The sequence below is a fragment of the Paenibacillus sp. FSL R7-269 genome (assembly GCF_000517865.1).
Classification (GTDB): Bacteria; Bacillota; Bacilli; order Paenibacillales; family Paenibacillaceae; genus Paenibacillus_AQ.
Genome location: NZ_ASPS01000019.1, coordinates 184,956 through 205,184, shown reverse-complemented (window position 1 = coordinate 205,184; position 20,229 = coordinate 184,956). Strand labels below are relative to the sequence as shown.

Below are 20,229 nucleotides of genomic sequence, written 5' to 3'. Positions count from 1 at the left end.
TATGTAGTGTTGACGACTACAGCCTCATTTAGAATGGTTGCGACGGATGCCACCCACTTATTTTCATTCCTGGGGGTGACAAGGCCTCTGTCTTGTCATGCCTGTTTTTCAATTACATTTGGCCCGCATACCCCCGTGGTTACAGGAGTTAACGGGCAAATAGGGACACTTGTTCCTCTGCTATTTGACTCTCCCTCTCCCTGCATGTTAGGGTGATTTGGAAGGTACTATTTTCTGGGAGGGATTGTTCATGACAGCAGTGAAGCTCAGTATTGATTATGATGGATATGAAGAAGGCAAGCGGATGGTAACGGAGATTGAACGCTTAAGCGGAAGCCCTGAAGCCGCCAGCCTGACCAGCCTTACAATTGGCGATTGGGGACAAGCCTACGAAAACAGCTCGGAGGAGGTTGCCGAGGCGCTAGTGAAGTATAGCGCAAGCTTCCCGGCACTGCGCAAGCTGTTCATCGGGGAAATGAGCTACGAGGAATGTGAAATCTCGTGGATTACCCAGAGTGACCTCTCCCCGCTGCTCCCTGCCTATCCGGAGCTTCAGTCATTGACGATCCAGGGCGGTACCAGTCTGCGGCTAAGCCAGCTGCAGCACGACAAGCTCGAAGAACTGATTATTATTACAGGCGGACTCGGCAAGGATATGCTGGCGGATATCGCCGGTTCCACTCTGCCTAACCTGCAGAAGCTCGAACTCTATCTTGGGGTGGACAATTACGGCTTCGACGGCGGGCTGGAGGACCTTCTGCCGCTGATCGAGCTTGGGAAATTCCCTAAGCTAACCTATCTTGGACTCAAAAACAGTGAGATCCAGGACGAAATTGCCGCAGCCCTGGCGGATGCGCCGATTCTGGACCAGCTCCATACCCTCGATATGTCACTGGGAACGCTTAGCGACACCGGCGCAGAGGCGCTGCTAGCCAGCGAGCGGGTCAAGGGACTGAAGCAGCTCAATCTGAGCCATCACTTCATGTCTGACGAGATGATGCTGCGTCTGAAGAACAGCGGCTTGCCGGTCGATGTCAGCGACCAGCAGCAAGCCGATGACGATGATGACTGGCGTTATCCGTCGATCACAGAATAATGCAGCCCGCAGCACCGCTGATTGTCTTCTGCCAGCCCGGCGACCGGCGCTCGGCCGGTATCCAGCAGGCGCGTTCGCGTCTCGGGATGCCCCCGGCGCTGCTGATTCCCTACGCCGGGCTGCTGGAGAACCAGCCGCTGGCTGATCTGCTTACGCTGGCTGTGCAGCAGCAGGCAGCCTGGCTGCCGGAACAGGTGAGCCGGCAGCTTCGGGGCACAATTCCGGAACCGCCGGGGCTGAGTTCGCCAGCGCTGAACGGGACGCCGGTTCCGGCACAGCCGGCTACAACGGACCGCCGGAGCGGCGGGCACTCCGCGCCGGGACCCGCAGCGGAAGCGCAGCACCTGCGGCCGGATTCTCCAGGCGGCAGCTTCAGCGTGCCTGCTGTGCCGGGGTCCGCAGCGTGCCCGCCGCTGCTGCGGCTGGAGTCCCCCGGCGGCAGCTTCGCGCTGGAGCGGGCGCTTATCGCGCTGGGCGCACCCGATGCACCGGACGCGAACGACTCGCTGCACCCGTTCGGGCAGCAGCCGGACCTGCGGCCGCTAAGCTTCAAAGCGGCCTCCGCCCTGAAGGACCTGCCCGGTGTGCTGCATCACCCGTCCCAATGGTTCCGCGGCTACTGCCGCCTGCTGGCGCGGATCAGGCAGGAGGCCGGGCAGCTGCTGCCCGCCTCCCGCTGGACCAACGATCCGGCGGAGATCGCAGCCATGACGGACAAGCGCCGGACCCAGCAGATTCTCGCCGAGTCCGGCGTCTCTGTTCCCCGGCCGCTTCGCGGCAGCGGCGGACAAGTCCCCGTGGACTACGCCTCCCTGCGCGAGCTGATGCTGTCGCAGCGGATGCACCGCGTATTCATCAAGCTGGCCAGCGGCTCCGCCGCTTCCGGCGTGATTGCTTATCAGCTGAACCCGGCCACGGGAGCTGAGTCAGCGGTCACTACCATCGGGGTCGAGAGCTATATCACCCGGCCCCCGGTGTATTATAATTCCAGCAAGCTGCAGCGCTATACAGATTCTGCCCGCCTTACCGGCATCATTAACTGGCTCTACCGCCACGGCGCCTATGCCGAGCAGTGGATTCCGAAGCCCGGCAGGGATGGGCATTCCTTCGACATCCGCCAGCTGGTTGTCGCTGGAGAAGCCTGCCACGCTGTCGCCAGGGTGAGCACCACACCGATTACGAATCTGCATCTGCGCAGCCAGCGGATGACTCCGGCGGAGGCCGGACTGAGCGAGGCGCAGCAGGCTGAGGTGCGCCGGACAGCGGAGGCTTCGCTGGCCGCTTTTCCGAACTGTTCCGTCGCGGGCATCGATGTGCTGGTTGGAAGCACCGGGCAGACGTATACGGCGGATGTGAATCCTTTTGGCGACTTGTTGTACGATATTGAATACCAAGGCTGCAGCACCTACGAATGGGAAATGAAGCAGCTGCCTTAGGAGGAATCCGGCCCCATGACCGATATGAATGCCATTGTCGGCACCCACGATATATTAATGATTACACTCGATACTCTGCGCTACGATGCGGCTGTGCTGGAGGAGGCGAATTGCCCCAATCTGTGCGGCAGCGGCTCCTGGGAACAGCGGCATACTCCCGGCAGCTTCACTTATGCGGCTCATCACGCCTTCTTCGGCGGCTTCCTGCCCACTCCGGCTGACACGAATAAGGCTGAGCATGTGCGGCTGTTCCACTCCAAGAATACCGGGATGAAGACCCATCCCCACACCTGGCTGTTCGATACACCGGATATGGTGTCGGGGCTGGCTGCAGCGGGTTATCAGACGGTGTGTATCGGGGGCGTCATCTTTTTCAGCAAAAAAGTGCCCCTCGCCCGCGTCCTCCCCGGTTATTTCCAGCAGAGCTACTGGCGGATGACCTTCGGGGTCACGAACCCGCGCTCGACGGAGCACCAGGTGAATCACGCGCTCAAGCTGCTCGGCAACACCCCGCTGGACCAGCGGCTGTTCCTGTTCATGAACGTGTCAGCGATCCATGGCCCGAACCATATGTTCCTGCCGGGCGCCCGCAAGGATTCGGTGGACAGCCAGCGTGCAGCGCTGCGTTATGCCGACGGGGAGCTTGGGCGTCTGTTCGATGCGTTCCGGAAGCGGGGCAATCCGGTATTCTGTCTGGCTTTTTCCGATCACGGTACGGCTTACGGCGAGGACGGCTATCAGGGCCACCGGCTGGCGCATGACACGGTATGGAATGTTCCGTACCGGGAATTTATTTTATAAGCATTGAACTGAAATTTCGATCCCGCACAAGGAAGGAGAACGTATGACGTCCATCCGGCAATCTCTGCATCACATGAACCAAGACGGACACCCTCCCTTCTCCGCTGGGGAGCTTCAGCAATGGACGGAGCAGATCACGGCCCATCCTTACCGCAATTATCTCTATTCCTATCCGCACAAAACCGCTTACCGCGAGTTCGCGTTCCCCCTTCCTTTAGAGGAGCTGTGGCGGGATGAGCCTGCGGAGAGTTTTTTCTTATATATGCATATTCCGTTCTGCGGCGCGCGCTGCGGCTTCTGCAACCTGTTCACGCTGCCTGATAAAAGAGCGAATGTGCACGCCGAATACGTGGATGCGCTGGAACGGCAGGCCCGGCAGTGGGCAGCCTTCACCCGTCACAAGCCTTACGCGCGCTTCGCCATCGGCGGCGGGACGCCCAGTCTTCTCGCTCCCGCCCAACTGAACCGGTTGTTCAGGATTGCAACGGATATCATGGGGGTTGATCTTAGAACCACCTCTATCTCTGTGGAAACCTCACCCGAGACGCTGACGGAGGAGAAGCTGACGATTCTGAAGGAGCATACCGTGGACCGCGTCAGCATGGGCATCCAGAGCTTCGTGGCCGCCGAGTCGGCTGCGATCTACCGCCCGCAGGACCCGGAGGTGGTGTACCGTGCGCTGGAGCTGCTAGGGCAGTTTGATTTTCCCATTCTTAATCTGGATCTGATCTACGGACTCCCAGGGCAGACAGTGGACTCTTGGCTCTATTCGCTGAACCAAGCGCTGCGGCATGAACCGGAGGAGATCTTCCTCTATCCGCTCTACACCCGTGAGCATACCATTGTGAAGCCGGGCGATCTGGTGAACCAGCTGGATATCCGTCATGAATGCTATGAAGCAGCACGTGCAGTGCTGGCAGAGCGTGGCTACCGCCAATACTCCATGCGCAGATTCGCCAAAGAAGATGCCGGAACCGGCAAAGATATTCTCGACTACAGCTGTCAGGAGGAAGGGATGGTCGGTCTCGGCTGCGGCGCGCGGTCCTATACCCGGAATGTGCATTATGCCTCCCGCTATGGCGTCAGCCGCAAGGCCACGGAGAGCATTATCGCGGATTATGTTGCCACAGAGCGTTATGATACAGCCGATTATGGCATCGTCCTGAGCCTGGACGAGCAGAAACGCCGGTTCATTCTAAAAGCAATCCTGCACAGCGAAGGGCTGACGATTGCGGATTATAACCAGCGGTTCGGGACTACGCTATGGGAAGATCACCCCGAGCTTGGCCTGTTGGTACAGAGCGGGTTCGCCACGGATGATGAGGGCATTCTGCGGCTGACTCCAGATGGGCTGGGGTACTCTGACTCCATCGGTGACTGGTTCATCTCCGGTGAGATCCGCGAGCAGATGAAGGAGTTCGTCCTGCCATGAAGGCAGTCCTCTACTACCGCGGTTCCCTCTCCTCCTGTAACTATGACTGTCCGTACTGCCCCTTCGGCAAAACCAAAGACAGCGCCGCCACCCTCGCCAAAGACCGCGCAGGTCTTGAGACCTTCGTCCGCTGGGTGGCGGAGCAGGGGGCAGCAGGCCACCGCCTGTCTATCTTTTTCAATCCGTATGGCGAAGGCTTAACGCACCGCTGGTACCGGGAGGCGCTGATTACGCTGTCCCATATGGAGCATGTGGACAAGGTCGCCATCCAGACCAATCTGTCGGCCCGGCTTGATTTCACCGCTGAACTGAATCCGGCCAAGGCAGCCTTCTGGGCGACCTATCATCCGGGTCAGGTAAGCAAGGACAAGTTCCTGGCACAGTGTATGCAGGTATACCTGCAGGGCATTCCTTTCAGTGTGGGCAGTGTGGGGGTGCATAGTGCCTTCCCGGCTATCGCCTCGCTGCGTGCGGCCTTGCCGGAGGATGTCTATTTGTGGGTGAACGCCTACAAGGATAAACGGGATTATTATACGGCGGAGGATATAAGCTTCCTGAGCGGCATAGACCCGCATTTCCAGATTAATGCGCTGAACTACGACAGCCTCGGCGCCAGCTGTAATGCCGGCAGCAGCGTATTCTACGTGCAAGGCCCCGGCCTGGTAAAGCGCTGCTACAAGGACCGAGCGGTCATCGGCAACCTCTACCGTGACGGCCTGGAGGGACTGGCTGCCCAGCGGAGCTGCCGCATGAAGATCTGCGACTGCTATATCGGCTATATTCATATGCCCGAGCTGGGCCTGGAGCAGATCTACGGCTCCGGCCTGCTGGAGCGGATTCCTTACGGCGCAGGGAGGACAGAGTAATGACTACTGGTAGGCTACAAGTACCCAAGACCTCTGCCGGGTTAACGATATGGCTTACCGGTCTGTCGGGGGCGGGCAAGTCTACGCTTGCCGCGCTGCTTACAGACCGGCTCCGGGAGCAGGGGCAGGCGGTGGAATGGCTGGACGGCGATGAGCTGCGGCGCAGCCTGGGACGGGGACTCGGCTTCAGCCGCGAGGACCGGTTCGAGAACATCCGCAGGGCGGTCTACCTCGCCGGGATGCTGAACCGGCATGGCGTGATTACCGTAGTCTCGGTAATCAGCCCTTATGCCGAGATGCGCAGCTATGCCCGGCAGGAATTGCCGGGCTTCGTCGAGGTCTATGTGGACTGCCCGCTCCCCGTCTGCGAAGCGCGGGATGTCAAAGGGCTGTACGCCAAGGCCCGCTCCGGTGAGCTCCCGGCCTTCACCGGGATCTCCGATCCTTATGAAGCTCCGGCTGACCCGGAGCTGACGCTGCACACTGCGGAGCGTACAGCGGAGCAATGCATGGAAGAGCTGATCAGCTGGCTCACGGAGCATCGGCTTTATCGGCTCTGATGGAATAGAGCAGACGAAATAAGGAGGGGTGTTAATGCCCCTCCTTTGTTTATTTAGCCCGCGTCCGCTGAATTCAGGGGCACTAATGCTCCTCATTTGATCGTTTAACGCATATCCGCTGGATTCAGGGGCACTAATGCTCCTCATTTGCTCATTTTGCCCGCGTCCGCTGAATTCAGGGGCACTAGTGCTCCTCATTCGCTCATTTAGCCCGCGTCCGCTGAATTCAGGGGCACTTATGCTCCTCATTTGCTCATTTTGCCCGCGTCCGCTGAATTCAGGGGCACTAATGCTCCTCATTCGCTCATTTAGCCCGCGTCTGCTGAATTCGGGGGCACATTGGGACAAATTGTATGTGATAAACCGAACACAATTGCTGCTACGAGGGTAATCAAACCCAATGTATACGAAAAACCAAGCACAATAGTGTAGGTAGTATCGCCTTATTAATCCACTCCTAATTACTTATGCGAGTTAGATTGGCCGCGCAGGAGAATCAATACGGCGGCTCCAAGAACTGCGATTCCGGCACCCGCTCCAGCGTATAGCAGCCAAGATGCAGAGTTTGTTTCAGGCACGGCCGTTGGATTATTTTCAGTTGTTGGATTACTTTCAGTTGTTGGATTACTTTCAGTTGTTGCGTTATTTTCAGAAGCTGGAGGGTTTGTTGATGTTGGATGGTTTCCAGAGACCGCCCCTGGATCATCAGCGATCCCGGGCGGCTCCGTGGGCGAGCCCCCTGATATTCCGGCGCCAAGCTCCTTCAAGTCCTCCTCCGCACCAGAGAAGAATGCCGTCCGGCTGCACAAGCTGACTGTAAGCTTAGCGGTCCCTCCCGCACCCTCCGCTTCCTCTGCGCCTGCATATACGATGTAGCGTTCACCCTTGGCGAATTCAAAGCCGCAGCTATCCCCCGACTGTGCGGTAGTTACAGTCACCTTCTCCCCCACTTCACCCTTCCACCGGGCTCCCACTTGAAAGGTTACACGCACCGGATCAGCGCTGGACTGCATAATTATAAATTTCTCTTGAATGGAGACTACCGTTCCCTCAAAAACAGCCGTACTCTTCTCCATTGCCTCCAGCGGCGAAGGAGACACAACACAAGAACAGGCATAGGTTACCTGCGGGCGCACAGTCAGCAGTGTCATGAAGACAATTAGCGCACAGAGAGCCGTCAGCCAGGCGCTCCGTATTTTCCTTCCCGTTACCATCATCATCACGCTCCCATAACCCTCAGACGGAAATTCCCAGAGAAAGGTTACTCTACAAACCAAAAAGTCCCATTCTAGCAAAATAGCCGCAGTTACTCGCTAAGCATACCTAATAGAGATGTAGCTGCAACTATCAGCTGTTACCGTCTTTCCCGTTACCTATTCCCGTTATGTTATCTATCTCTCTGGCTACTCCCCCGCCTCAATCTCCCGCGCAATGGCGGTGAGCCGCTGCATTCCCTCGCGCAGTAATGCTTCACTGGCAAAAGAATAGCTAAGACGCAGCCAGGACTTCATCTCCCCCAGCGGATCACAGAGCTCACCGGGAACGAAGGAGATGGACTGCTCCAGGCAACGGGCCAGCAGCTGAGTTACCGGAACACTGTCCGGCAGCTTGACCCACAGATTGAGGCCGCCCTGCGGAGTGGTCCATTCCCAGCCGGTGGCCGCGAGCTCCTCCTCCATAATCTCCTTGTGCACCTGCAGGGCAATCCGCAGCTTGCCGAGATGCTGCTGTAACCGCGGCGATGTGTAATAATGCAGGAAAATCTTCTGATTCAGCAGCGGCGTCCCGTTGTCCGCCAAGGACTTGGCCGCGATCAGCCGTTCCATGAACGGGTAACGGCAGGCCACCGCGCAGATCCGCAGGCCGGGAGCCACATATTTGCTGAAGCTGCTGATATAAATGACCCAGCCCTCCGTATCATAGGCGAAGAACGGTGCGGGCGGCTCTTCCCCGAAGTACATATCACGGAACGGATCATCCTCAACGAGCAGGCAGCGGTAGCGCTCCGCAAGCTCCACCAGGAGCTTACGCTGCTTCGCAGGAACCGTATACCCCGTCGGGTTATGATGGGTCGGGTTGATGTAGAACATCCGCGGCTTAGCCTTGCGCATCAGCTCCTCCACCGCCGCCAGATCATAGCCCTGCGCCGAGATCTCCACGGCTACCAGCCGTGCCCCTGCCCGCTTGAAAATATCCAGCGCCACACTATACGTAGGCCGCTCCACCAGCACAACATCCATCGGGCCGAGCATGATTCCGGCAATCAGATTGATTGCCTGTTGGGCGCCTGAGGTAATCAACAGCTCCCGGGCCGACAGCTGGAGCCTATAACGTTCCTCGAAATGGCTGCTCAGCGTAACGCGCAGCTCTTCATCCCCCTGTACGGAGGCGTAGGTGCCCATGACCCTCGGGTAGAGATCGAATACTTTTTTGACATAATCGGACAGGAACAGGTTCGGCAGCAGTCCCGGATCAACCAATGCCTGAGAGAACTGGTACACTACGGGCATACGTTGAATATCGGACATCGGGCTCCTGACCATATATCCGGGCACTGCCGTCCCTTCGTCCGCCGGAGGGTTAAGCCTGCTGTCCGGCGCCACATAATAACCGGATTTGTCTTTGACATACAGCTTGCCGCTCTCGGCCAGCGCCCGGTAGGCCTTGAACACTGTCAGCCGGTGAACCCCCAGCTCCTCCGCCAGCAGCCGGATCGAAGGCAGTTTATCACCAGTCTTCCACTCCCCGCGCTCCATCCGGTTCAGCATGAACTCATAGACTTGGCGGAATAAGGGATTATTCTGCCCGGCACCCGCTATTTTTTCCATCAAAAAACTACCGCCTCTCTGCAACCTATACCGGGGTCGCCCCGCTCCATCGCTCCATATTCACTCGACACGGCTCCAGCTGACGCTTGCCGGCTCCTACACATCCCCGCACGCCCCGCCGCTAACTTCTCTTTGCCCTATTGTACAGCATTCCCCTCCGCAACTGTTCTACTATCTTCAAACTGTTCTGTGTCTATAAGGATATGATTAACTGAAATCTTTAAGACGCTGCCACATTACCACCACAAAGGGGAACTGAACCATGATTCTGTTAGCTTATTCACTTGTCTGTCTGATCTTCGGCACTACCTTCCTGGCCATCAAAATCGGCGTAGACGCCGGAGCGCCGCCCTTCTTCTCTGCGGGACTGCGTTTTTTCGTGGCGGGTGCGGTGCTATTCCTGTTCATGGTTCTTAAGGGCAAAGCCCGCTTCTCCCTGCTGCTGCGCAAGGAAATGCTGCTCACGGGAGCAGCCCTGACCTTCGGCACCTTCGCCGCGCTCTACTGGGCGGAACAATATGTATCCTCCGGGCTTGCTGCCGTATTGTCAGCTACCGGACCGATGATGATTCTGCTGATGCAGACGGCCTTCCTGCGCCAAAAAGCTCCCGCCTACTCCCTGCTCGGCTGTATCATCGGGTTCACTGGAGTCCTGCTGCTGGTGCTGCCCAGCCTGGCGGATGACGTCACTCCGCTCTGGCTGATCGGCTGTGTGGTGGTGCTGATTGGGGAACTCTGTTACGCGGCGGGGGCGATCTATTCCAAAAAAGTAATCACCACCTTCTCCGCCGAGTCCCCCGTGGCTCTGAACGCAGCCCAGATGATGTACGGCGGGGCGCTGCTGTTCATCATCTCTCTGTTCACAGAGCCGATGCATCCGTCCTTCTTGTTGTCTTTCAAAACTGCAGGTTCCCTGCTCTACCTGACCGTTGTCGGCTCCATGGTTGGACACACGCTGTTCTACTGGCTCGTCTCCAAGACGAATCCGGTTTTCCCGTCCACCTGGCTGTATATCTCGCCGCCGATTGCCGTCGGGGTAGGCTTCCTGTTCTATAACGAAGCAGTCACCTGGATAACGCTGCTTGGCGTGTTCACGATTATATCCGGAACCATTCTTGTGAATGCTGGCGCAATGAAGCAGCTGTTCTTCAAGCCTAAATCAGTAATACCCGTTCTGCCAAAAGCAAGCGTTGAACCCCTGGTTCAGGAGTAGCTGCTGCGCTTCTCCCGAACACAAACAGCCTGCTCCCTAACTTAAAGGGATGCAGGCTGTTCTGTTATCTTCACAGGCTTCACGCCAATGGAAGTCTACGGCTGCTCTTCTGAGCTGAAATACAAATTCAGCGGCAATTCCTTATCGCTATCGAAGCTATTCGCCATTCTGTAGGTGATGAACAACTTGTCATCACCCTCGCCGTGCGTCCAGGATTCTTCTACTGCCCCTGTCAGCGGCTTCAACGGGAAGGTCATCCCGTCAATCGACTGGAGTGATTCCTCTACTTTGTCAGCCTCTGCCTCATCCACTGGTTTGTACTGGTTCAGGAAAGCACGTACCAGCTCTCTCGCATCCTCATACCCGCTGTCCGATCTGGGAAAAACCGTCCCGATCCGGTAACCGGTAATCTTACCGTTTGTGATATCTGCCGTCATCTGCTGGATAAATTCTTTTTGATTGACGGTCAGTTTCTTGTCCAGCATCAGTATACCCAAGGTTGTATCGTACGCTTGAGCAGCATCCTTCATTCCCAGAGTAGTAAGCCCTTCTTCAAGCGGTTGCTTGAATACGGCCCGGTGCTTCTCTACCTGTGTGAACAGCTCGTTATATTGGGGTGTATCCTTGCTGCAGCCCGCCGTTAATAAGGAAAGAACCACTATTCCACAAATGAGCACAAAGTATGATTGTCTCAATTGAACCTGCCTCCTTCTCCTATCCCCTTCTATAAAATAACAAATATTCAAGCTACGATCCACACCGCAAAAACAAGGGCCTCCCTAAAGTCCGGCAGGACTTCGGGAAACCCTTATCTTTTATCCTCTAATACGCCGTTCATCACTCTATGCTCATTGCTTCATCCGCTGTTCATTCGCCACTTAACGGATGCGCCCGTGGTTTCTGAGCAGCTCGCTGTCATCCTTCGCCTTTTCATCTGCAAGGCTCCCGGACCGGGTGCCTTCCTGTGCCTGCCGTTCCTCCCGGTCTTGGAGCCTGCGGTCGGCTATATGATCCGGCATCTTGTCGATGCCGTTACGCGTGCCGGAATACAGATCCCCTGTCATTCCCGGCCGTTTCATATCCTCGACTGCGCTTCGCTCCGGGAGATCATGCTCCGTGGCTGAATTCATCGTGTCCAGCCCGGTATCATGTCTGCCTTCGAGACCTGAGCCATTGAACGCCGCATCCACCGCGTCTGTTACGGAGTCCCGTGGAGCATTCACATCTGCAGCCGTATCCGCAGTGCCGGCATCCCTCATATAGCGGTCAGCATTTGCCGAATTATGGTTGCGGAATACAGTGTATACGTCATGTTCGCGGGAGACATCTGCATCCACCATAACCAGAATGTGTCCTTCGTCTACATAGTTGTCATAGCTCGCGGCTTCATCCTCCGGAATGCCTAATCCGATCAGACCGCCGACCAGACCGCCCGTTCCTGCGCCTACGGCTACTCCGGTCAGGGTGGCTGCAATCGGCCCCGCTGCGATAATCGGCCCGATTCCCGGAATTGCCAGAGCGCCGATGCCTGCGAGCAGTCCGGTTACACCGCCAAGGATACCCCCGGTCGCCGCCCCGGAAGCCATACCCTCCGGCACCTTCGTCCCGGTCTCATCATTGATCGCTTCCACATCGCGTTTATTTCTCGCTATCACTGAGATATCCTCTGTCAGAAAGCCGTGCACCTTCAAGTCTTCAATGGCCCGTGAAGCTTCATGCTCGGCATGGAACACACCTACAATTTTCTTATTCATAACGATTCCCTCCTGGTAGCTGTTTTAGGTTGTTGTTGGAATGACGCTCGCTTTACTTTCACATCCCTTACTTAACCAAACCCTTCTCCGCGAAACTGGTAACTTTCGATCTTGAGCCGGGTTCCGCAAAAAAATTTATGAAACAGGAAATTGCCTGCCGGACACATTTTCCACAAATTCAGTGATTTGAAGTCAGCTTAGATCACACTGAATTCTCCAATTGGTGGCAGTTATTAAGCCTTTGGGAACAATGCTCCAATCTCCTTACAGCGCGGCCAAAAGAGACTATACTCCTCATATAACAGGTAAGCTACTCTTATAGAATCCAGGGGGAAACCGCGATGAATATGCGTCTGAAGGTACTCAAGAAGCATCTGCTCTTCTGCTGCAGTGAGCACTGCAATAACCAGGATGTAGAGGATGTCATGCAGGAATTCAAGGAGCAACTGGTGGAGCAAGGGATCAACAAAACGGTCAAAATCAACAAAACCAGCTGTCTCGGCCTATGCGGCAACGGCCCTTTTGTCATCGTGTATCCGGACGGGGTCTGGTATTACAATGTAACGACGGAGGATGTGGCCCGTATCGTGGAGGAGCATTTAGTGAACGGTCAGCCCGTAGAAGAGCTGGTTATGCTCAAAATGGAAGCCTGAGTCCCAGCGTCCCCCGCCTGCCCGCCTTCAGCCTCATACTCCTGGTCCCTCCCCTCCCCGGGCTGGGACTATTTGCGGTTGTCCGGTGCTCCTCCTTCTGAGGTATACTAGGGGTATATGTTCATTAGGAGTGCCATCATCCTTTTAGGAAATGAGGCTGCAAGCATGACAGTATTCAAATATAACGCCCATCGCCCCCACCGGGCCAATCCTGACCTGTATCTGCATTACTGGGGCCAGGAGCAGTGTATACCCGGTCATTCGTTCGGACCCGGGGTACGCAGCCTGTACAAAATCCACTTCATACACGCCGGAACCGGCACGGTAACCGTCGGTGAAGCCACCCATACATTGAACGCAGGACAGGCCTTCCTCACTTACCCGCATGTGGTAACGCATTATGCCGCAGATCAGGACAACCCTTGGCTGTATTCCTGGATTGCTTTTACCGGGGAGGAGGCAAATTATCTGCTGGGACGGACTTCGCTTACTCCCGAGCAGCCGGTGTTCCCGATGGACCAGGTGCTGATGCCCTCGCTGTCCGCCAGGTTATCGGAGACAGGGAGCAGCGGGGAACTGCTGGATCTGCCGCTGAAGGTGATGCTCTATGAGTTCTTCTCCCTTCTGCTGCGCACGATCCCGGCTGCCGACAGCCCGGCTCCGCGCAGCAGAAGTGTCTATGTCGAGCAGTGCCTGCATTACCTTCAAGCCCACTACGCCGAGAATGTGACGATGGAGAGCTTGTCCTCCTCCCTGAAGCTGGACCGCAAATATATGTCGGCGCTGTTCAAGCGGACAGTCGGCTTGCCGCCGCAGCAATATCTGCTCCAATTCCGTATGTCCAAGGCCTGCGAGCTGCTGACAGAGACCGGCTGCACCATCGGGGAGATCTCGCAATCGGTGGGGTATCAGGACGCCTTGCTATTCTCCCGGATGTTCAAGAAGGTGAAGGGCTGCTCCCCCAAAGAATACCGGCTCCGCCATGCGGATACGGACATTGTGCTATAAAAATCATCCATGCTGACATACGATTGAAAGCGTTTATCCGCTACAATTAGGGAGGTATGAGGTCAAGCACAACTTACACTTAGGAGGAATCCAATATGTATATCGCCAATTCTGAACGCTATGACAAGATGAAATATAACCGCACCGGACGCAGCGGCCTGCTGCTTCCGGCCATCTCCCTCGGGCTATGGCATAATTTCGGCGGCAATGATGTGTATGAGAATGGCCGCGCGATGGTCCGCCGGGCATTTGACCTGGGGATCACCCACTTCGATCTGGCCAATAACTATGGCCCGCCTGCCGGCTCTGCGGAAGAGAGCTTCGGCCGGATGCTGAAGACGGATCTAGCGCCTTACCGCGATGAGCTGATCATCTCAAGCAAAGCCGGATATTATATGTGGCCTGGCCCGTACGGGGAATGGGGCTCCAGGAAGTATCTGGTCTCCAGTCTGGATCAGAGCCTGCAGCGGATGGGGCTGGATTATGTAGACATCTACTACCACCACCGTCCGGACCCGAATACACCGCTGGAAGAGACCATGTCCGCCCTTGATTTCCTGGTCCGTCAGGGCAAGGCGCTGTATGTTGGCCTCTCGAACTACAAGCCGGAGGAAGCGCGCGAAGCCGCGCAGATTCTCCGCCGCCTGGGCACGCCTTGCCTAATCCATCAGCCGAACTATTCGATGATGTCGCGCTGGATCGAAGACGGCCTGCAGGATGTACTGGAGGAAGAGGGCATTGGCACCATCGCCTTCTCACCGCTGCAAAAGGGGATTCTGACCGACCGCTACCTGAACGGCATCGCAGCCGATTCCCGTGCAGCCGGACCCAGCGTGTTCCTCTCCGAGAAGGAGCTCACGCCTGAGGTGCTGGCCAAGGTTGGCAAGCTGAACGAAATTGCGGCGGCACGCGGACAGAAAATGTCCCAGCTCGCCTTATCCTGGGTGCTGCGCGGCGGCAAGGTGACCTCTGCACTGATCGGGGCAAGCAAGATCAGCCAGATCGAGGATGCTGTAGCTTCACTGAATGCGCCTGAGCTAAGCGCAGAAGAGCTTGAGCAGATTGAGACGATTCTGCGCGGATAAGCCGTGCAGATACTGCACCTGCTGAACCTGCAGCTCACAGATACCAGATCACAGATTGTAGATTACAGATCCCAGATCACAGATCACAGATATGACGGAAATCCTGCCCACCCGCTCGCGGTGGTGCAGGATTCTTTTTGTGCAGATATCCCTACCCTAACTAGTACAGCACAAGATTTAAATATATGGATTGGATCAGTAAGACGGAACCACCAAAACTATTATGTTCGGTTTACCGCATACATTAGGCCTGATACCTTCGCGCAAGCACATTGTATTCGGTTTTTAGCATACATTGGGCCTCATTACCTTCGCGCAGGCACATTGTATTCGGTTTTTAGCATACATTGGGCCTGATTACCTTCACGCAAACACATTGTATTCGGTTTTCCACATACAATTGCTCCCAATTCCTTTACTCCTTTTAAAACTCCAGCTCTCATCACGCCCAACCACAATTAAAAGACTGAGGCTGTTCCAGTTGAACCCTGAAGGAATCCCGCCCGAGTGCTTACGGTGTGCCTGAATGCTATAATGAACTCATTCGTACCCATTAATACCCATCACTGAGTAACGAAAGGACATCCGATGAAGACTAACCGACTGGGGCAATCTGATTTACATGTAAGTGTCATGGGGCTTGGCTGCATGTCGCTGGGGACCGAGGAAGCGCAGGCCACCGCCATTATCCACGAAGCGCTCGAACGCGGAATTAACTTCCTGGATACTGCCGACCTCTACGATGAGGGCCGCAATGAGGAGATTGTCGGTCAGGCCATCCGGCACCGCCGCGCTGACGTGATCCTGGCGACCAAGGTGGGCAACCGCAGAATTCCCGGCCAGGAAAGCTGGAGCTGGGATGCCTCCAAGGCCTATATCCGCTCCGCTGTGAAGGAAAGTCTGCGCAGGTTGCAGACCGATTATATTGACTTGTATCAGCTGCACGGAGGAACGCTGGAGGATGATATCGATGAGACGATTGAAGCCTTCGAGGAGCTGAAGCGGGAAGGGGTTATCCGCCATTACGGCATCTCCTCCATCCGGCCGAATGTGATCCGGGAATATGTGCAGCGCTCCGGCATCGTCAGCGTGATGAGCCAGTATAGCATTCTCGACAGACGCCCGGAGGAGAGCATTCTTCCGCTGCTGGGCCGCGCGGGCATCAGCCTGATTGCGCGGGGGCCGCTGGCGAGCGGCATTCTGACCGATCATGGCCATAGTAAGGCGCAGCGGGCGTATCTGGATTATACGCAGGCCGAGCTCACGGCGCTGCATGAACAGCTGATGAGCCAGACCACCCTTACCCGGACGCTGACTCAGACTGCGCTGCAATATCCGCTGGCCGATCCGGCGGTTGCGGCCATCATCCCGGGGGCCAGCAGCCTGGAGCAGCTGCAGCAGAATATGGCAGCTGCCCGCTCGCAGCCGCTCTCTGCACTTGAGCTTGAAGCTGTGCGGGATGCCAGCAAAGCAGGACGGTATACCCTGCACGTATAGAGCAGCCCACGCTTAACAGAAGAAGCTGTCCGGAAACTGTAGGCGTTACAGTCTCTGGACAGCTTCTTATTTTTTTGCCTTGCTTCTTATTTTCTACCTATGAGCGCGTTTCCTTGCCTTAACTATCCACGTAATCAATGCAGCCACAAATACCACTGCGGTAATGAGCCAGGTCAGCAGGAACGCCATGCCCAGCCCGATATTGGCATCCAGCGCTTCCCTTCTGCTCTCCAGTATCAGCATCACGGCAAGCGGCGCTCCGCTGGCTATCAGGAGAACCGTCATGCTGTACCGGGCGAAATTCGTCCGCTTCTGAATAGCCGCGTATAAGCACAGGTATGAAGCAATCAATAGTACGAAGGATAATGCAGCTTCCCATTCCAGTCTAACCATCGTGTCACCACTCCTTCTCCATAGGAACCGGGGATTGCGTTATAGTATAGCGGCTGCGGCAGGCAGATGCAAACAACACTGCTGCTGAAGCAGCCTAGCCAAAAAACTGCGTAATATAGACCATCGCGAGCAGCCCGAAGATAAACGAATACGTGGAAGGCCGTTCATATCCGTGACCATGGCTCTCCGGGATCAGCTCCTTATACACAATAAAGAGCATCGCTCCGGCAGCGAATGCCAGACCGTACCCGACCACATTCTGTACATAGCTGGCTGTAAAATACCCGATCACGGCCGATACCATCTCCATCAGCCCGGTCAACGCTGCTATCGTCAACGCCTTACGCCGGCTGGCGCGGGCATTCATGAGGAAGATCGCCAGAATCAGCCCTTCCGGCATATTCTGCGCACCGATCGCAATCGCCACCATCGGGCCAAGGCTTGTCTGCTCGCTGGCATAGCTGAAGCCTGTGCTGAGCCCTTCGGGGATGTTATGAATGAACAGCGCAATCATGACGAGCAGCGCTTTGGAATCCAGAGTGCTGAGGCCGGGCTTATTCTCCACATCGATATGCGGTATATGGCTCTCAATCAGATCAAGCAGCAATACGCCGGTAATCAGCCCCAGAGTCAGTGCAGTAATGCCCGATTCCTTGATGGCCTGCGGCATCAGCCCGAACGTGCTTGCAGAAACCATGATCCCTGCGGTGAAAGCCACCAGCACATCCTTCCACAGCTCAGACAGCCGCCTTACGAACAGAATAGGAATAACGCCCAGCACTGTTGCCATTGCAGACAAAAAGCTGCCTAGAAGTGCACCCGCCAAATCTTCAACCCCTTTTGTGGACAGGACTATAGATCAAGCATATGCTCAAGGCAGCTATAAATATGACCTAAGCTTCAGAGTCTCACATACCGTCTCAGCCCCCGGTCTTCAAGCTCTGCCTTAGGGACGAACTGAAGGGCGGCAGAATAGATATGGTAATGCTGCTTCGCCGGCTCCGGTCCGTCAAAGGTCAGATACCCCAGATAAGCTCCGCTCAGCCTGCTGCGCAGCACGGTCCGCACCTGCCCGCCGCTATAATCCGCTTCGCGCCGGATCAGCCCCTCTTCCACCGGACCCGTGAAGCTGGGCCAGCCTGTGCCGGAATCGAATTTGTCTGCCGAGCTGAACAGCGGATCACCGCTGATCACATCCGTGTATAGACCCTCCTCGAAGTGGTCCCAATACGCATTCTGGTAGGCAGGCTCCGCGCCTTTGTTCTGGGTGACCTCATATTGCAGCTCTGTAAGCCGCTCCCGCAGCCGCTTCTTGTCCTCACGGCTGTTCCAGTGCAGCGCTGTGAAGTCGTCACGGCCCGAGCCCTTCTGATATAGCTTATAATCCAGCGGATGGGTCAGATAATATTGCTGATGCTCCGCTTCCGCCGGATAGAACGGCGCAGCGGGCAGGATGGGCGTCACAATCGGCGCTTTGAAGCGCTTGCTGGCCTTCAGCCTCTCCTTCGACAGCTCCGCCTGCTTCTGCTGCTCTTCATTCTGAACAAAGATCGCCGGAGCGTAAGAATGCCCCCGGTCCATGAACTGTCCGCCGTCATCCGTCGGATCGATCAGCTGCCAATAGATGTCCAGCAGCCGTTCATACGGGAACAGCTCCGGATCATAGACAATCTGTACCGCCTCCCGGTGCCCGGTAGTTTCCGACCCTACCTCTTCATAGGTCGGATTCTCCGTATGCCCGCCTGTATAACCTGATACCACAGAGACGATGCCCGGCAGCTCGTCGAACGGCTTGACCATACACCAGAAGCAGCCGCCGGCGAAGGTCGCCAGCTGCAGCGCATCATTCGAAGTCAAACAGACCGCCTCCCTACATGCTTTTCCCCTATTATATCTGAATATCCCGCTTCTCCAAAACGGTCAGGGTGATAGTTAGAGACAGCAAGATCCAAGCTGCGGGAATCCACAACGCGCGTATATAATCCCCCGTCCCCGAGAGCAGGATCAGCTGTGAGTTCTCCACATATATCCTCGAGAATTTGAGAATCTGCGTCATGAGGGAATGCTCAGAAACTGCGCGAAGAACCGCAGAGGAGGCGTCCTTGAGATACCCGCTGAGCAGCAGATTACCGAAGATGAAGAAGAATGCGGCCACCACCGCCGAAGCCGGTTTGCGGATCAGCATCCCCAGCATCATGACTGCTGCACAATAAGCTGCCAGATAGAGCAGGTTCAGTCCCAAGGCTGTCAGACCAGCCGCCAGATCCTCTGTATATCCGGCATGTCCTACCGGCACTCCTGTGATCAGCGCTGCCGCCAGAGAGAAGAGATAATATAAACCGTAGAACTCCAGCAGCCAGCCCAGAACAGCAAGCAGCTCCAGCACGTATTTACCGGTGAAGTATTTCGCCTTGCTATGCCCGGCAGCAATAATATTCTGCACCGAGCCATGCTCGAAGCCTTCGGTTGCGAAGAAGCAGGCATGCAGCGGAATGACCAGATAGAACAGGATGGAGAACGAAGCAGCCGTCTTGAGCGGCTCTGCATAACTGCTTAAGGAATAACCGCCTTTGCTGCCCAGAATTAGAACAAGTGCGAGGCTGGCGAGGGCGAAGACTGCGGTGACGCTTTTGAAAGCCAGATCCTTACGCAAATAATAGATTTCAGCCTGCCAGAGGTTTCTCATCTTCCGCCGCCCCCGATCAAGTCCATATAATACTGCTCCAGATTGGGCGCCGTCAGATGGAAGCCGTCAACCGGAATCTCCCGCTGCACGAGAAGAGACATTAGGCGCTCCAGATCTACCCCGCTGCGGGGAAGCTCGATCTCTCCGGACTGCTTGACCCGGATATCCCCGCAACTTAGCTCCTGCCTCAATATCTCAGCTACAGCTGCTGCCGGAGAAGATGTGGTAATACAGATCATCACCTGCGCAGACCGCTGCAGTTCAGCAGCCGAAATCTCCTGAATCAGCCGGCCTTGATGAATGAAGCCGTATTTACCGGCCAGCAGCTGCAGCTCACTCAGAATATGGCTGGAGATCAGCAGAGTCACGCCTTGTTCCCGGGACAGTTGCTCCAGGATATGCCTGACCTCCACAATTCCCGCAGGGTCGAGTCCATTCACCGGCTCATCCAGCACCAGGAACTCCGGCCGGTTCAGGAGGGCCACCGCAATTCCCAGCCGCTGGCGCATGCCAAGCGAATACTCGCCCGCCTTCTTTGGTCCCGCCTCATCCAGACCTACAAGCTTCAGCACTTCAGCACTTCTGCCCTTATCCCTGATGCCGAAGATCCGGCAGTAAAAGCCCAGATTCTCCATAGCATTCATATGCGGATAGAGCGAAGGCCGTTCAATCAGAAAGCCGATCCGGCGTCTGGCCGCAATCTGTTTCTCCTTGCTCTGCTCTCCGAATAAGGCCATCCTTCCGGCTGTCGGATGCACCAGACCGCCGATGATTCTCATCAGCGTTGTTTTGCCTGCCCCGTTCTCCCCCACGAAGCCGTATACATCCCCCGCCTCAATTCTCATGCAGAGCTGATCCAGCGCCGCTCCTGTAGGGTACTCCTTGGATAAGCCCTCAGCCTCAAATACCGTTGCCGTCAAA

General features: G+C 56.2%; 20 protein-coding genes. 11 read left to right on the top strand and 9 right to left on the bottom strand.

Annotated features, from left to right (window positions below):
* Positions 1-250: 250 nt before the first annotated feature.
* The 6 genes from C162_RS09390 (at position 251) to cysC (ending at position 6,191) form a co-directional block, all read left to right on the top strand.
* Entirely contained in the window at positions 251-1,096 is an 846-nt protein-coding gene (locus C162_RS09390) for an STM4015 family protein (RefSeq protein ID WP_036693773.1), read from the top strand.
* Positions 1,096-2,532, top strand: a complete 1,437-nt coding sequence (locus C162_RS09385) for an STM4014 family protein (protein WP_036693771.1) — start codon at positions 1,096-1,098, stop codon at positions 2,530-2,532. Before C162_RS09390 ends, C162_RS09385 begins: the two co-directional genes overlap by 1 nt.
* A 15-nt stretch (positions 2,533-2,547) precedes the next feature.
* On the top strand, positions 2,548-3,333 hold the full coding sequence (locus C162_RS09380) for an STM4013/SEN3800 family hydrolase (protein WP_036693769.1): 786 nt from the start codon (positions 2,548-2,550) through the stop codon (positions 3,331-3,333).
* A gap of 73 nt (positions 3,334-3,406) precedes the next feature.
* Positions 3,407-4,765, top strand: coding sequence for an STM4012 family radical SAM protein (locus C162_RS09375; RefSeq protein WP_036693821.1), 1,359 nt, complete (start codon positions 3,407-3,409; stop codon positions 4,763-4,765).
* Complete coding sequence (locus C162_RS09370) at positions 4,762-5,631, top strand: STM4011 family radical SAM protein (RefSeq protein WP_036693768.1); 870 nt, start codon at positions 4,762-4,764, stop codon at positions 5,629-5,631. The genes C162_RS09375 and C162_RS09370 overlap by 4 nt, the downstream gene beginning before the upstream one ends.
* Positions 5,631-6,191, top strand: coding sequence for an adenylyl-sulfate kinase (gene cysC / locus C162_RS09365; protein WP_036693767.1), 561 nt, complete (start codon positions 5,631-5,633; stop codon positions 6,189-6,191). The genes C162_RS09370 and cysC overlap by 1 nt, the downstream gene beginning before the upstream one ends.
* Positions 6,192-6,652: 461 nt before the next feature.
* Here cysC and C162_RS09360 read toward each other — a convergent pair whose 3' ends face one another.
* Entirely contained in the window at positions 6,653-7,414 is a 762-nt protein-coding gene (locus tag C162_RS09360; protein ID WP_162174452.1) for a hypothetical protein, read from the bottom strand.
* Positions 7,415-7,594: 180 nt separating this feature from the next.
* The gene (locus C162_RS09355) at positions 7,595-9,019 is read right to left on the bottom strand and encodes an aminotransferase-like domain-containing protein (RefSeq protein WP_036693766.1); all 1,425 of its coding nucleotides are present in this window, start codon (positions 9,017-9,019) and stop codon (positions 7,595-7,597) included.
* Between the two features lie 262 nt (positions 9,020-9,281).
* Here C162_RS09355 and C162_RS09350 point away from each other — a divergent pair, with 262 nt between their 5' ends.
* Complete coding sequence (locus C162_RS09350) at positions 9,282-10,232, top strand: DMT family transporter (protein ID WP_036693765.1); 951 nt, start codon at positions 9,282-9,284, stop codon at positions 10,230-10,232.
* 95 nt (positions 10,233-10,327) lie between these two features.
* Here C162_RS09350 and C162_RS09345 read toward each other — a convergent pair whose 3' ends face one another.
* The gene (locus tag C162_RS09345) at positions 10,328-10,927 is read right to left on the bottom strand and encodes a hypothetical protein (protein WP_036693763.1); all 600 of its coding nucleotides are present in this window, start codon (positions 10,925-10,927) and stop codon (positions 10,328-10,330) included.
* Between the two features lie 183 nt (positions 10,928-11,110).
* A complete protein-coding gene (locus C162_RS37590) occupies positions 11,111-11,986 on the bottom strand; it encodes a general stress protein (protein ID WP_083677913.1) in 876 nt (291 codons plus the stop codon).
* A 341-nt stretch (positions 11,987-12,327) separates the two neighbouring features.
* On the opposite strand from C162_RS37590, the gene C162_RS09335 reads away from it, so the two are divergent.
* The 4 genes from C162_RS09335 to C162_RS09320 all read left to right on the top strand — a co-directional run bounded on the left by C162_RS09335 (position 12,328) and on the right by C162_RS09320 (position 16,229).
* Positions 12,328-12,639, top strand: a complete 312-nt coding sequence (locus tag C162_RS09335) for a (2Fe-2S) ferredoxin domain-containing protein (protein WP_051493345.1) — start codon at positions 12,328-12,330, stop codon at positions 12,637-12,639.
* A 165-nt stretch (positions 12,640-12,804) separates the two neighbouring features.
* A complete protein-coding gene (locus C162_RS09330) occupies positions 12,805-13,647 on the top strand; it encodes an AraC family transcriptional regulator (RefSeq protein ID WP_036693761.1) in 843 nt (280 codons plus the stop codon).
* Between the two features lie 95 nt (positions 13,648-13,742).
* Positions 13,743-14,732 carry an aldo/keto reductase gene (locus C162_RS09325; RefSeq protein ID WP_036693759.1) on the top strand — a complete coding sequence of 330 codons (990 nt, stop codon included), beginning with the start codon at positions 13,743-13,745 and terminating at the stop codon, positions 14,730-14,732.
* A 588-nt stretch (positions 14,733-15,320) separates the two neighbouring features.
* Positions 15,321-16,229: an aldo/keto reductase gene (locus C162_RS09320; RefSeq protein ID WP_036693757.1), complete on the top strand. Its 909-nt coding sequence runs from the start codon at positions 15,321-15,323 to the stop codon at positions 16,227-16,229.
* A gap of 93 nt (positions 16,230-16,322) precedes the next feature.
* On the opposite strand, the gene C162_RS09315 is transcribed toward C162_RS09320, so the two are convergent.
* The 5 genes from C162_RS09315 to C162_RS09295 form a co-directional block, all read right to left on the bottom strand.
* Positions 16,323-16,622 (bottom strand): hypothetical protein, encoded by a 300-nt coding sequence (locus C162_RS09315; protein ID WP_036693755.1) that lies wholly within the window; start codon positions 16,620-16,622, stop codon positions 16,323-16,325.
* 94 nt (positions 16,623-16,716) lie between these two features.
* Entirely contained in the window at positions 16,717-17,448 is a 732-nt protein-coding gene (locus C162_RS09310; RefSeq protein ID WP_036693754.1) for a ZIP family metal transporter, read from the bottom strand.
* A gap of 74 nt (positions 17,449-17,522) precedes the next feature.
* Entirely contained in the window at positions 17,523-18,479 is a 957-nt protein-coding gene (msrA, locus tag C162_RS09305; protein WP_036693752.1) for a peptide-methionine (S)-S-oxide reductase MsrA, read from the bottom strand.
* A 31-nt stretch (positions 18,480-18,510) separates the two neighbouring features.
* Positions 18,511-19,308, bottom strand: coding sequence for an ABC transporter permease (locus C162_RS09300; RefSeq protein ID WP_036693750.1), 798 nt, complete (start codon positions 19,306-19,308; stop codon positions 18,511-18,513).
* Complete coding sequence (locus C162_RS09295; RefSeq protein ID WP_051493344.1) at positions 19,305-20,228, bottom strand: ATP-binding cassette domain-containing protein; 924 nt, start codon at positions 20,226-20,228, stop codon at positions 19,305-19,307. Before C162_RS09295 ends, C162_RS09300 begins: the two co-directional genes overlap by 4 nt.
* Between the last annotated feature and the right edge of the window lies 1 nt (position 20,229).